10 protein-coding genes are annotated in these 13865 nt (G+C 71.3%); 7 read left to right on the top strand and 3 right to left on the bottom strand.

The features are described 5' to 3' along the window. Positions 1 to 2: 2 nt before the first annotated feature. Both metH and E0D90_RS03400 read left to right on the top strand, forming a co-directional pair. The gene (metH, locus tag E0D90_RS03405; RefSeq protein WP_130796540.1) at positions 3 to 3524 is read left to right on the top strand and encodes a methionine synthase; all 3522 of its coding nucleotides are present in this window, start codon (positions 3 to 5) and stop codon (positions 3522 to 3524) included. A gap of 153 nt (positions 3525 to 3677) precedes the next feature. Then, a complete protein-coding gene (locus E0D90_RS03400; RefSeq protein WP_130796539.1) occupies positions 3678 to 4403 on the top strand; it encodes an HAD family hydrolase in 726 nt (241 codons plus the stop codon). Between the two features lie 93 nt (positions 4404 to 4496). On the opposite strand, the gene E0D90_RS03395 is transcribed toward E0D90_RS03400, so the two are convergent. Together E0D90_RS03395 and E0D90_RS03390 are read right to left on the bottom strand one after the other, a co-directional pair. Next, entirely contained in the window at positions 4497 to 5165 is a 669-nt protein-coding gene (locus tag E0D90_RS03395; RefSeq protein ID WP_130796538.1) for a response regulator, read from the bottom strand. Positions 5166 to 5211: 46 nt separating this feature from the next. Beyond that, on the bottom strand, positions 5212 to 6345 hold the full coding sequence (locus E0D90_RS03390) for a RecB family exonuclease (RefSeq protein ID WP_174856139.1): 1134 nt from the start codon (positions 6343 to 6345) through the stop codon (positions 5212 to 5214). On the opposite strand from E0D90_RS03390, the gene E0D90_RS03385 reads away from it, so the two are divergent. The 3 genes from E0D90_RS03385 (at position 6239) to E0D90_RS03375 (ending at position 9461) form a co-directional block, all read left to right on the top strand. Then, entirely contained in the window at positions 6239 to 7717 is a 1479-nt protein-coding gene (locus tag E0D90_RS03385) for a site-2 protease family protein (protein ID WP_227869958.1), read from the top strand. The two genes, E0D90_RS03390 and E0D90_RS03385, sit on opposite strands and share 107 nt — an antisense overlap. Before the next feature lie 70 nt (positions 7718 to 7787). After that, positions 7788 to 8681, top strand: coding sequence for a tRNA (adenine-N1)-methyltransferase (locus E0D90_RS03380; protein ID WP_103504601.1), 894 nt, complete (start codon positions 7788 to 7790; stop codon positions 8679 to 8681). 213 nt (positions 8682 to 8894) lie between these two features. Next, positions 8895 to 9461 (top strand): hypothetical protein, encoded by a 567-nt coding sequence (locus tag E0D90_RS03375; protein ID WP_103504600.1) that lies wholly within the window; start codon positions 8895 to 8897, stop codon positions 9459 to 9461. 120 nt (positions 9462 to 9581) lie between these two features. Here E0D90_RS03375 and E0D90_RS03370 read toward each other — a convergent pair whose 3' ends face one another. After that, complete coding sequence (locus tag E0D90_RS03370; protein WP_130796535.1) at positions 9582 to 9893, bottom strand: ferredoxin; 312 nt, start codon at positions 9891 to 9893, stop codon at positions 9582 to 9584. Between the two features lie 418 nt (positions 9894 to 10311). On the opposite strand from E0D90_RS03370, the gene arc reads away from it, so the two are divergent. Further along, positions 10312 to 12078, top strand: a complete 1767-nt coding sequence (gene arc, locus E0D90_RS03365; RefSeq protein ID WP_130796534.1) for a proteasome ATPase — start codon at positions 10312 to 10314, stop codon at positions 12076 to 12078. 179 nt (positions 12079 to 12257) lie between these two features. Further along, positions 12258 to 13769 carry a depupylase/deamidase Dop gene (dop, locus tag E0D90_RS03360; protein WP_103504597.1) on the top strand — a complete coding sequence of 504 codons (1512 nt, stop codon included), beginning with the start codon at positions 12258 to 12260 and terminating at the stop codon, positions 13767 to 13769. Positions 13770 to 13865: the final 96 nt, after the last annotated feature.

Genomic DNA, 13865 nt, shown 5'->3' with positions numbered 1-13865 from the left:
CCCTGCCCACCCTCAGCCCGGCCGAACGAGCCGCCGCATTTCGTGAGGCGATCTCCTCACGAGTCGTCGTGGCGGACGGCGGAATGGGGACGATGCTGCAGGCAGCAGATCCCACCCTGGAGGATTTCCAAGGGCTTGAGGGATGCAACGAGATCCTCAATGTGACCCGCCCCGAGATTGTCCGCGCAATTCACGGAGAGTACTTCGAGGCCGGTATCGACTGCGTCGAGACCAACACCTTCGGCGCCAACCACTCCGCGCTCGGCGAATACGACATCCCGCGGCGCGTGCACGAGCTGTCCGAGGCCGGCGCCCGCGTCGCCCGCGAGAGCGCCGACGAGTACACCGCCCGTGACGGCCGCCAGCGGTGGGTGCTGGGCTCCATGGGCCCCGGCACCAAGCTGCCGACCCTCGGTCACGCGCCCTACGCCGTGCTGCGCGACGCCTACCAGCAGAACGCCGAGGGACTGCTCGCCGGCGGCGCCGACGCCCTGCTGGTGGAGACCACCCAGGACCTGCTGCAGACCAAGTCCGCGGTCCTCGGCGCCCGCCGCGCCCTGGACGTCACCGGCAGCGACGTCCCCGTCATCGTCTCCGTCACCGTCGAGACCACCGGGACCATGCTGCTGGGATCCGAGATCGGGGCCGCGCTGACCGCGCTGGAACCGCTCGGCATCGACATGATCGGCATGAACTGCGCCACCGGCCCCGCCGAGATGTCCGAGCACCTGCGCTACCTCGCGCAGCACGCCCGGATCCCGCTGGCCTGCATGCCCAACGCCGGTCTCCCCGTCCTCGGACGCAACGGCGCCCACTACCCCCTCACCCCGCCGGAGCTCGCCGACGCGCAGGAGACCTTCGTCCGCGACTTCGGCCTCTCCCTCATCGGCGGCTGCTGCGGAACCACACCCGAGCACATGCGCCAGGTGGTCGAGCGGGTCCGCGGCGCGAGCCCCGGCCCCCGGGAACCGCGCCCCGAGCCGGGTGCCGCCTCGCTCTACCAGACGGTGCCGTTCCGGCAGGACGCCTCCTACCTCGCCATCGGCGAGCGGACCAACGCCAACGGCTCGAAGAAGTTCCGTGAGGCGATGCTGGACGCCCGCTGGGACGACTGCGTGGAGATCGCCCGCGAGCAGATCCGCGAGGGCGCGCACCTCCTCGACCTCTGTATCGACTACGTCGGCCGGGACGGCACGGCTGACATGGCCGAACTCGCCGGCCGTCTCGCCACCGCCTCCACCCTCCCGATCGTGCTGGACTCCACCGAGGTCGATGTCATCCGCACCGGACTGGAGCACATCGGCGGCCGGGCCGTGATCAACTCCGTCAACTACGAGGACGGGGACGGCCCCGACTCCCGCTTCGCCCGCATCACCGGCCTCGCCGCCGAGCACGGCGCGGCGCTCATCGCCCTCACCATCGACGAGGAGGGCCAGGCCCGCACCGCCGAGCACAAGGTCGCCATCGCCGAGCGGCTGATCGACGACCTCACCGGCAACTGGGGCATCGACGAGGCCGACATCCTCATCGACTGCCTGACCTTCACCATCTGCACCGGGCAGGAGGAGTCGCGCAAGGACGGCATCGCGACCATCGAGGCCATCCGCGAACTCAAGCGCCGACGCCCCGGCGTCCAGACCACCCTCGGTCTCTCCAACATCTCCTTCGGCCTCAACCCCGCCGCCCGCATGGTCCTCAACTCGGTCTTCCTCGACGAGTGCGTCAAGGCGGGGCTCGACTCGGCGATCGTGCACGCCGCGAAGATCGTGCCGATCGCCCGGCTGGAGGACGAGGAGGTCAAGGTCGCCCTCGACCTGATCCACGACCGCCGCGCCGAGGGATACGACCCGCTCCAGCGGCTGCTCGAGCTGTTCGACGGAGTGGACGCCAAGTCGGTGCGGGCGGGCAAGGCGGAGGAGCTGGCGGCACTGCCGCTGGACGAGCGGCTGCGACGCCGCATCATCGAGGGCGAGCGCAACGGCCTGCAGGACGACCTCGACGCCGCCCTCGCCGAGCGCCCGGCCCTGGAGATCGTCAACGAGACGCTGCTGGCGGGGATGAAGACCGTCGGTGAGCTGTTCGGCTCCGGCCAGATGCAGCTGCCGTTCGTGCTCCAGTCCGCCGAGGTGATGAAGACGGCCGTCGCCCACCTCGAACCGCACATGGAGAAGACCGACGAGGACGGCAAGGGCACGATCGTGCTCGCCACGGTCCGCGGCGACGTCCACGACATCGGCAAGAACCTCGTCGACATCATCCTGTCCAACAACGGCTACAACGTCGTCAACCTCGGCATCAAGCAGCCGGTCAACGCGATCCTGGAGGCCGCCGGCGAACACCGCGCCGACGTGATCGGCATGTCCGGGCTGCTGGTGAAGTCGACCGTGATCATGAAGGAGAACCTGCAGGAGCTCAACGCCCGTGGCATGGCCGCCGACTACCCGGTCATCCTCGGCGGTGCCGCCCTCACCCGGGCCTATGTGGAGCAGGACCTGCACGAGATCTACAACGGCGAGGTGCGCTACGCGCGGGACGCGTTCGAAGGGCTGCGGCTGATGGACGCCCTCATCGGCATCAAGCGCGGCGTCCCCGGCGTGACCCTCCCCGAACTCAAGCAGCGCCGGGTTCCGGCCCGCCCCGCAGCCGCCGCCGCGCCCGGGAACGCGACGGGCGACGGCGACGCGGAGCCCGGCCCGCCGGTGCGCTCCGCCACCGCCACCGACGTCCCCGTCCCGGCGATGCCGTTCACCGGCACCAGGATCGTCAAGGGCATCGCACTCAAGGAGTACGCCTCCTGGCTGGACGAGGACGCGCTCTTCAAGGGGCAGTGGGGCCTCAAGGGGACCCGCAGCGGCGACGGCCCGGACTACACCGAGCTGCTGGAGACCGAGGGCCGCCCCCGGCTGCGCGGCTGGCTGGACCGGCTGCACACCGACAACCTCCTGGAGGCGGCCGTCGTCCACGGCTACTTCCCCTGCCACGCCGACGGCGACGACCTGGTGATCCTCGACGACGACGGCGCCGAGCGCACCCGGTTCTCCTTCCCCCGGCAGAGCCGGGGCCGCCGGCTGTGCCTCGCCGACTTCTTCCGGCCCAAGGAGAGCGGCGAGACCGACATCGTCGGCATGCAGGTGGTGACCGTCGGGTCGAGGATCGGTGAGGCCACCGCCGAGCTGTTCGCGGACAACGCCTACCGCGACTACCTCGAACTGCACGGCCTGTCCGTGCAGTTGGCCGAGGCGCTGGCCGAGTACTGGCACGCCCGGGTACGCGGCGAACTCGGCATCGGCGGCGACGACCCGGCCGAGCTGTCCGGGATGTTCCGCACCGAGTACCAGGGCTGCCGCTACTCCCTGGGCTACCCGGCCTGCCCCGATCTGGAGGACCGTGCCAAGGTCGCCGACCTGCTGCAGCCGGAGCGGATCGGCGTCAAGCTCTCGGAGGAGTTCCAGCTCCACCCCGAGCAGTCCACCGACGCGATCGTCCTCCACCACCCCGAGGCCAACTACTTCAACGCCCGCTGAACGCCCCGGCCCGCCACGCGCGAATGGGCCATTCGGCCCGTCCGCCTGCCCGCCCGGCGGCCCGGGCGTAAACTGACCGATCCGGACCTGGCCGGCCGCCCCCTCCTCGCGGAGTCGGCGGCCGGCCTTCCCTTCCCCCGGAGGTGCACGCGGATGACGACGTTCCTCCCAGCGACCGAGCCCCGGACGCACACCGGCCCCGCGCCGCAAGCCGTCCTGCTCGACATGGACGGCACCCTGGTGGACACCGAGGGTGTCTGGTGGGAGGCCGAGGTGGCCGTCTTCGCACAGCTCGGCCACGCCCTCGCCGACCACCACCGCGAGGTCGTCGTCGGCGGCCCGATGAGCCGCAGCGGCGCCTACCTGATCGACGTCACCGGTGCCGACATCACGCTCGACCAGCTCGGCCCCCTGGTCAACGCGGCGTTCCTCGCCCGCCTCGACGCCGGGGTCACCCTGATGCCCGGCGCCGAACGCCTCCTGGCCGAGCTCTCCGCGCACGACGTGCCGGCCGCGCTCGTCTCCGCCTCGCACCGCACCGTCGTCGACCGTGTCGCGGCCTCGCTGGGCTCGGGACACTTCGCCCTGACCGTGGCGGGCAGCGACCTTCCCCGCAACAAGCCGCACCCCGACCCCTACCTGGCGGCGGCGGCCGGACTCGGTGCCCGTCCCGAACACTGCGTCGCGGTGGAGGACACCGCCACCGGGGTGGCCGCCGCCGAGGCCGCCGGGTGCCACGTCGTCGCGGTGCCGTCCCTGGCCCCGATCGCCGCCGCCCACCGGCGCAGCGTCGTCACCTCCCTCGCGGAGGTCGACCTGCGCTATCTGCGGGGCCTGTGGCCCGCCGTCCGGCCCGAGAGCGGCCCCGGCCCGCTCTGAGCGCGTTACGGGGGCGGCCGGTCCCACCGGCCGCCCCCGCACCACCTCGCGGACCGCCTCACCGCGTCACCGCCGGGCCGCCACAGCACGGGCTCACTGCCCGGGGCGGACCAGCCCGCTCTCGTAGGCGTACACCGCGGCCTGCACCCGGTCGCGCAGCTTCAGCTTGGTCAGCACATGGCCCACGTGTGTCTTGACCGTCGTCTCACTGACGAACAGCTCGGCGGCGATCTCCGCGTTGGAGAGACCACGCGCCACCAGCCGCAGCACCTCCAGCTCGCGCTCGGTCAACGTGCTCAGCGAGTCCGGCAGCGGCTCCTCACCGGAGGGCAGACTGCCCGCGTACTGGTCCAGCAGCCGCCGGGTGATGCTCGGGGCCAGCATCGCCTCACCCGCCGCCACCACCCGGATCGCCTGCACCAGCTCCGCGGCGGGGGCGTCCTTCAGCATGAACCCGCTGGCTCCGGCGCGAAGTGCCTCCACCACGTACTCGTCCAGGTCGAAGGTGGTCAGCACCAGGACCTTCACCGGGCCGTCCTTGGCGGGGCCGGTGATCCGGCGTGTGGCCTCCACCCCGTCCATCCGGGGCATCCGGATGTCCATCAGGACCACGTCCGGCTGGAGCACCCGGACCTGGTCCAGTGCCTGATGGCCGTCCCCGGCCTCTCCCACCACGGCGAGGTCCCGTTCCGCCTCCAGGATCATGCGGAATCCGGTGCGCAGCAGAGGCTGGTCGTCGACCAGCAGAACGCGGATCGGCACGGGCGCTCCTTCCCAGGCAGCTGAAGCCGAAGAGCCCCATTCTCGCTCACCCCGGCCCCGGCGCCTCCCCGGGCCGCCGCGAGTCGGCGCCCGACGCCCCGGCCGGCGCCCGCGGAGCCACCCCCAAGGCCTCCGTGCGTGCGGAGCCGTCCGCCCCGTCCACACCGGGCTCGCCGCCCACCCCGGGCCCACCGTCCGCCGCCCCGGCCTCCTCCGGGCCCCCGGCCGGCGCGGAGACGTCCTCCAGCGGCAGCTTGTCCTGGACCAGCAGCGGATAGGGCGGGGGAGTACCACCGAACTCGGGGCAGATCGACTGGTAGCTGCACCAGCCGCAGAGCTTGGTGCGCCGCGGCCGCCAGTCGCCCGTCTCCGTGGCCTCCCGGATCGCCTCCCACAGCGCCAGCAGCTTGCGCTCCACCGCGTGCAGATCCGACTCGACGGGGTCGTAGGTGCGGACGTCGCCGCTTCCGAGGTAGACCAGCTGGAGACGGCGCGGCAGCACCCCCTTCAGCCGCCACAGCACCAGGGCGTAGAACTTCATCTGGAACAGGGAGTCCGCCGCGTACTGGGGGCGCGGCGCCTTGCCCGTCTTGTAGTCGACGATGCGGACCTCACCGGTGGGCGCGATGTCCACCCGGTCGATGACGCCCCGCAGCCGCAGTCCGGAGTCGAGCCTGGTCTCCACCCACATCTCGCGCTCGGCCGGCTCCAGGCGGGTCGGGTCCTCCAGGGTGAACCAGCGCTCGACCAGCTTCTCGGCGTCCGCCAGCCACCGCGCCAGCCGCGCCGCGCCGTCCTCGGCCGGTGCCTCCGCCGCCGTCGCCGCCGCGCCGTCCACACCCGGGGGCGGCTCCTCGTCGGCGAACAGCGAGGCGAGCTCCGGACGGCGCGTCAGCAGCCGCTCCCACTCGCGCTCCACCAGCGAACGGACCCGGCCCACCGTGCGCTCCCCGGCCGGAACGTCGAACAGCCGCTCCAGCACGGCGTGCACCACCGTGCCCCTGGTCGCCGCCGGGCTGGGCTCCTCCGGCAGCCGGTCGATCACCCGGAACCGGTAGAGCAGCGGGCACTGCATGAAGTCGGCCGCCCGGGACGGTGACAACGACGGGCTACGCGGGGCCGGTGACGCTTCCATGGCACGAACCCTACGGCCCGCCACCGACACCCGGCGCAATACCATCGACGTGTGGGAACGCGCGCGGCATGATCGTGCCCGGCCACTGTCTGCGACCGGGCGGCGGCACCGTGCTCCCGCACGGGCACCCGCCGCACCCCGGCGGGAGCGGCACCGGAGCAACGACCACGATCCGCGACCGCGGGACAGGACAGGGGACACGGTGGGAGACACGGAGCGGCCCGGACCCGGCACCGGGAAGCAGCGCCCAGGCGGGGGAGGCGGCATCCTCATGGGCCGGATCTTCAAGGTGCCGGTGTACGTCGCCCCGAGCTGGTTCCTGGTCGCAGCGCTCATCACGTGGTTCTTCGGCAACCAACTGGAGCGCGTCCTCCCCGAGATCGGCAACGCCCGCTATCTCGTCGCGCTGTTCTTCGCCGTCGCCTTCTACGCCTCCGTGCTGGTGCACGAGCTGGCCCACACCGTGGCCGCGCTCCGGTTCGGCCTGCCGGTGCGCCGTATCCAGCTCCAGTTCTTCGGCGGTGTCTCCGAGATCGAGAAGGACTCACCGACCCCGGGCCGTGAGTTCACCCTCGCCTTCGTCGGCCCGCTGCTCTCGCTCGTCCTGGCCGGGGTCTTCTACCTGGGGATGCTCGTCACCGAGGCCGGGACCGTGCCCGGGGTGCTGTGCGCGGGGCTGATGCTCTCCAACCTCATCGTCGCGGTCTTCAACCTGCTGCCCGGGATGCCTCTGGACGGCGGGCGGATGCTGCGCGCCGTCATCTGGAAGATCTCCGGACGGCCGATGACCGGCACCGTCGTGGCCGCCTGGGCCGGCCGGGTCCTCGCCGTGGTGGTACTGGTCGGCTTCCCGCTCGCCACGCACACCGGCGGCTTCACCGACCGCGAGTCGTTCACCGGCGTGGACTCCCTCACCGACGGGCTGCTGGCCGCGATCCTGGCCGCCATCATCTGGACCGGCGCCGGAAACAGCCTGCGCATGGCCCGGCTGCGCGAGCGGCTGCCCGCGCTGACCGCCACCGCCCTCACCCGGCGGGCCGTCCCCGTGCCCCCTGACTCGCCCCTCTCCGAGGCGCTGCGGCGGGCGAACGACGCCGGTGCCCGCGCGCTGGTGGTGGTCGATCCGGACGGCACGCCCCGCGCGCTGGTCCGGGAGGCCGCCATCGCGGCGGTGCCGCAGCACCGCCGGCCCTGGGAGCCGGTGGGCGGCCTCGCGCAGGAGCTGACCGACGGCATGCGGGTCCCCGCGGACCTCGCCGGCGAGGACCTGCTCAACCATCTGCGGGCCAACCCCTCCAGCGAGTACCTGGTGGTCGAGGCCACCGGTGAGATCTACGGGGTGCTCTCCACCGCCGACGTCGAACGGGCCTTCGTCGCGGCGATGTCCGGCCAGGGCGGGTCCGCGGCCCCCTCCTGACGGCACCCACCGCCCTCGCCCCCGGCCCTCGATTACGGCCGGGGCACCCGGCTGGACTAGGCTTCCCCCCATGTCCGAACCGACCGGTGCCGCCCGCCGACGCGGGCCCTTCAGGGTCGGGGACCAGGTACAGCTGACCGACCCCAAGGGCCGCCACTACACCTTCACGCTCGAAGCCGGGAAGAGCTTCCACACCCACAAGGGTGCCTTCCCGCACGACGAGCTGATCGGGGCGCCCGAGGGAACCGTCGTCCGCACCACCGGCAAGGTCGACTACCTCGCACTGCGCCCCCTGCTCCCCGACTTCGTCCTGTCCATGCCCCGCGGCGCCGCCGTGGTCTACCCCAAGGACGCGGGGCAGATCCTCGCGATGGCCGACATCTTCGCGGGAGCGCGGGTGGTCGAGGCCGGAGTCGGCTCCGGCTCGCTCTCCACCTTCCTGCTGCGCGCCATCGGCGACCACGGGATGCTGCACTCCTACGAGCGCCGCGCGGACTTCGCCGACATCGCGAAGGGCAACGTCGAGCGCTACTTCGGCGGACCGCACCCGGCCTGGGAGCTGACGGTCGGTGACCTCCAGGACAACCTCAGCGACACCGAGGTGGACCGGGTCATCCTGGACATGCTCGCCCCCTGGGAGTGCCTGGACGCCGTCTCCAAGGCGCTGGTCCCCGGCGGCATCCTCTGCGCGTACGTGGCGACCACGACACAGCTCGCCCGCACGGTGGAGACCATCCGGGAACACGGCACCTTCAACGAGCCCAGCGCCTGGGAGACGATGGTCCGCACCTGGCACGTCGAAGGGCTGGCCGTCCGTCCCGACCACCGCATGATCGGCCACACCGGCTTCCTGCTCACCGCCCGGCGCCTCGCCGACGGTGTGGAACCGCCGCGCCGCCGACGTCGTCCGGCGCCTGGCGCCTACGGCGAGGACTACACCGGTCCCGGCAGCGGCCGGAGCTGACCCACGCCGGCCGGGGGCGCACCCCGGCACCCGCCCCTCCGGCGTCCGGCCGGACCACCGCCGACGCCGACATCCCTCCGCCGTGCCACCCGATCCGGGCGGCACGGCGGAGCCGTGTGGAAACCCCGGAACCCGCGCTTCTTCACCGGTGTGAGATATGGCACGATGCTGAGCACCCCCCGCATCGCTTCTGCCTCCCAGGAGAACCTCCGCGTGCAGCCCACGGCAGACTCCGGACTTCCCCACACCCGTGCCCGCGCGGTGCACTGGCTCACGACGGCCGTCGCCCTCGCCGCCGTCGCCGGGCTCGCGGCCCTGATCCAGCCCCCGGGCGCCACCGCCCACTCCGGGCCCCCGCCGGCCGGCGTGAGCGGCGGCCCGGACCCCGAGTCAGTCAGCTATCCGCTGGACTGCGGCCCCCACGACGTCCTGGTCACGCACCGCGCCGAAATCGACCTCGACGGCGACGGCCGCACCGAGACGGTCGCCGCGGTGCGGTGCGACGCCGGCGGCGGCACCCCGCCGCACGGGGTGTACCTGCTGACCGGACGACCCGGGGGAGAGGTCGCGGTCGCCGAGACCCTGGTCGACCCGGGAGACGGCATGATCGTCGAGAAGCTGCGGGCCCGCGACGGCACGCTCACCGTGACACTGCTCGGCTACTCCTCGCCGGACGTGCCCCGGAGCGAGCCCGACCTGCACGGTGAGGCCTCGTGGAACTGGCGCGACGGGCGCCTGGTCGTGGACCAGGCCGCACCGCCCCGCGCCGTCAGCGTCTGAGCCACGTCGCCCGCCGGGGCACGACCACGGCCAGTACGAGGGACACACGACGACGGGACACGACGAAGGGGGCCGACCGGTTTTCAGGTCGGCCCCTTCCGTCACGCCGGAGGCGGAGGATCAGTCGGCGTCCGGGCCGTAGACCTCGGTCCGGTCAGCCACCCGCCGCACATGGATGCACTCGCCCGGGCAGTCCTTGACCGACTCGACCACGTCGGTCAGCAGCGGCAACGGGATCGGCGCGGTGGCGCCCGGCTCGGTCAGCAGGTCGGCCTCCTCGCCGGCGGGCACCGGCGGCTTGACATAGGCGAGCCCGTCGATGTCGAGCTCGAACACCTCGGGGGCGTACTGCGCACAGATGCCGTCGCCGGTGCAGAGTTCCTGGTCGATCCAGACCTCGAGTTCGTCGGCGGCCGTGTGCTGCGCGCTCATCTCACCCACCGTTTCCCGTCGTATGCCCGTGGTATTCCGGACATGCTCGATAACTGCCTGCCGTCATGGTCGGACCTCCCGCCGGAATCGCTTCCGCCGGGGGCTCCCGGGCACCGGCCACGGGAGCGGCACAGCGGGAATTCCCGCGTTCGCCGATGGTCCGTGGCCGTTCCCGCCGGGGGTCCTTCCGCCGCCGTGGTGCGGCGAACGGCGGGACCCCGGAGAGGGTGTTGACCACCCACGACCATACCGCTGACTGCTTTCCCACGGCGCAGGGTGGGTATTCCCCAGGCGAGAGGGAGCGCGCAAGGGTGAAGATCGGACACGGCCGACGGTCTTTTTGATCTAGGGGTTTCGATCGACACCTGTCCAGGTAGGGTCTGGAAGCGTCCAGCTCCCCTTGGAGGAGGTGAGGACCGTGGCATCCCACGAAGACGACACCAACCGCGGTATCCGTCCCGGTCGGGGGTCCGACGACCCGGCCCGGCAGGTTGCCGATCTAGAGCAGGAGATCACTGTCCTGCGCCGCAAGCTCGCTGATTCCCCGCGGCACACCCGGGTGCTCGAGGAGCGGATCGTCGAGTTGCAGACGAGCCTGGCGGGGGTGACGTCCCAGAACGAGCGGCTGGCCGGCACTTTGCGCGAGGCCCGTGACCAGATCGTGGCGCTCAAGGAAGAGGTCGACCGACTGGCGCAGCCGCCGGCCGGTTTCGGTGTCTTCCTGCAGGCCAACGACGACGGCACCGCCGACATCTTCACCGGCGGCCGCAAGCTCCGGGTCAACGTCAGTCCTGGTATCGAGCTGGAGGAGTTGCAGCGCGGCCAGGAGGTGATGCTCAACGAGGCTCTCAACGTGGTCGAGGCCATGGAGTTCGAGAGCGCCGGCGACATCGTCACCCTCAAGGAGGTCCTGGAGGACGGCGAGCGCGCGCTGGTGGTCGGCCACACCGACGAGGAGCGGGTGGTGCGGATCGCCGCACCGCTGCCGAGCGCGACGCTCCGCGCCGGTGACGCGTTGCTGCTCGACTCCCGTTCGGGCTACGTCTACGAGGTCGTGCCCAAGAGCGAGGTCGAGGAACTGGTCCTCGAAGAGGTCCCCGACATCGACTACGCCAAGATCGGCGGTCTGGGCAACCAGATCGAGCTGATCCGCGACGCGGTCGAACTGCCCTACCTCCATCCCGACCTCTTCCGCGAGCACGAGTTGCGGCCGCCGAAGGGCGTGCTGCTCTACGGTCCGCCCGGCTGCGGCAAGACACTGATCGCCAAGGCCGTCGCCAACTCGCTGGCGAAGAAGGTCGCCGAGGTCACCGGACAGCCCGCCGGGAAGAGCTTCTTCCTGAATATCAAGGGTCCGGAGCTTCTCAACAAGTACGTCGGCGAGACCGAGCGGCACATCCGGCTGGTCTTCCAGCGGGCGCGCGAGAAGGCCAGTGAGGGCACGCCCGTCATCGTCTTCTTCGACGAGATGGACTCCCTGTTCCGCACCCGTGGCTCGGGCGTCAGCTCGGACGTGGAGAACACCATCGTCCCGCAGCTGCTGTCGGAGATCGACGGCGTGGAGGGGCTGGAGAACGTCATCGTCATCGGCGCCTCCAACCGCGAGGACATGATCGACCCGGCGATCCTCCGGCCCGGCCGGCTGGACGTCAAGATCAAGATCGAGCGGCCGGACGCCGAGGCGGCCAAGGACATCTTCACGAAGTACCTCACTCCGAACCTTCCCATCCACACCGAGGACCTGGCCGAGCACCACGGCAGCCGCGAGGCGGCCGTCGGCGGCATGATCCAGACCGTCGTGGAGCAGATGTACGCGGAGTCCGAGGAGAACCGCTTCCTGGAGGTCACCTACGCCAACGGTGACAAGGAGGTCCTGTACTTCAAGGACTTCAACTCGGGCGCGATGATCCAGAACATCGTCGACCGTGCCAAGAAGATGGCGATCAAGGCGTTCCTGGACCAGAACCAGAAGGGTCTGCGGGTCGCCCACCTCATCGCCGCCTGTGTGGACGAGTTCAAGGAGAACGAGGACCTCCCGAACACCACCAACCCGGACGACTGGGCCCGCATCTCCGGCAAGAAGGGCGAGCGGATCGTCTTCATCCGCACGCTCGTCACCGGAAAGCAGGGTGCCGACACCGGTCGTTCCATCGATACGGTGGCCAATACCGGACAATATCTGTAAAGACACCCGGCCCGGCTGCGGGCGCGCAGGCCACGGTGCCTGTGTGTCCCGCAGCCGGGCGTTTTTCCCAGACAGCCCACAGGAAACCCCCTGTCACCTCCCCATCGCGGCCCGTGGCACCTAGGCTCGTGGCGTGCGGTGGGCCTGTCCGGGGGCCGCCGCAGGGCAAGGAGGGCCGCATGACCGTACGGCGCGTGATGGGCATCGAGACGGAGTACGGCGTCTCCGTTCCCGGTCATCCCAACGCCAATGCCATGCTCACCTCGTCCCAGGTGGTGAACGCCTACGCCGCGGCGATGCACCGTGCCCGCCGGGCGCGCTGGGACTTCGAGGAGGAGAACCCGCTGCGGGACGCCCGCGGGTTCGACCTGGCACGCGAGAACGCGGACTCCAGCCAGCTCACCGACGAGGACATCGGGCTGGCCAACGTCATCCTCACCAACGGCGCCCGGCTCTACGTGGACCACGCGCACCCCGAGTACAGCGCCCCGGAGACGGCGGGCCCCCTCGACGCGGTCCTGTGGGACAAGGCGGGGGAGCGGGTCATGGCCGAGGCGGCCCGCCGGGCCGCCGAGGTGCCCGGAGCCCACCCCATCCACCTCTACAAGAACAACACCGACAACAAGGGCGCCTCCTACGGCACGCACGAGAACTACCTGATGCGGCGGGAGACCGCCTTCTCGGACATCGTCCGGCACCTGACGCCGTTCTTCGTCTCGCGCCAGGTCGTCTGCGGCGCCGGCCGGGTCGGTATCGGTCAGGACGGTGGCGCCGACGGGTTCCAGCTCAGCCAGCGGGCCGACTACTTCGAGGTGGAGGTCGGGCTGGAGACCACCCTCAAGCGGCCGATCATCAACACCCGGGACGAGCCCCACGCCGACCCCGAGCGCTACCGCCGGCTGCACGTCATCGTCGGCGACGCCAACCTGTCGGAGATCTCCACCTACCTCAAGCTCGGCACCACCTCGCTGGTGCTGTCGATGATCGAGGACGGCTTCATCGCCGTCGACCTGGCCGTGGACCAGCCGGTGCGCACGCTGCACCGGGTCAGTCACGATCCGGGACTGCGCGGTCTGATCACGCTGCGCAGCGGTCGCACCCTCACCGCCGTCCAGCTCCAGATGGAGTACTTCGAGCTGGCCCGCAAGTACGTCGAGGAGCGCTGGGGCGCGGACGCGGACGACGAGACCCGCGACGTCCTGGCCCGCTGGGAGGACGTGCTGACCCGGCTGGAGAGCGACCCGATGAGCCTGGCGGACCAGCTCGACTGGGTCGCCAAGCGAGAACTGCTGGAGGGGTACCGCCGCCGGGACAATCTCGGCTGGGACGCCGCACGGCTGCACCTGGTCGATCTCCAGTACTCCGACGTCCGGCCCGACAAGGGGCTCTACAACCGGCTGGCGGAGCGGGGCCGGATGCGGCGGCTGTTCACCGAGGATCAGGTGCGCCGCGCCGTCACCAGCCCGCCGGAGGACACCCGCGCCTACTTCCGCGGGCGGTGTCTGGAGCAGTACGCCGACGACGTGGCGGCCGCCTCGTGGGATTCGGTCATCTTCGACCTGCCGGGCCGTGACTCCCTGCAGCGGGTGCCCACCATGGACCCGCTGCGCGGCACCCGCGAGCACGTCGAGGGACTGCTCGACCGGTGCGAGACCGCGGACCAACTGGTCCGTGCCCTCTCCGGCGGCTGATTTCGCGCAGGACGGGAATGATCGTGGAGAGCGCGGCGGGCACGGTGTCCGGTGCGCGATCGAGGAGCCGATGTCAGCACCCGGCTGTAGGGTCTG

Origin of the sequence: Streptomyces otsuchiensis, assembly GCF_004305975.1 — a bacterium.
Taxonomy (GTDB): Bacteria; Actinomycetota; Actinomycetes; order Streptomycetales; family Streptomycetaceae; genus Streptomyces; species Streptomyces otsuchiensis.
Note: the sequence above shows the minus strand (reverse complement) of the source record. Positions and strands in the feature narration are given on the sequence as shown.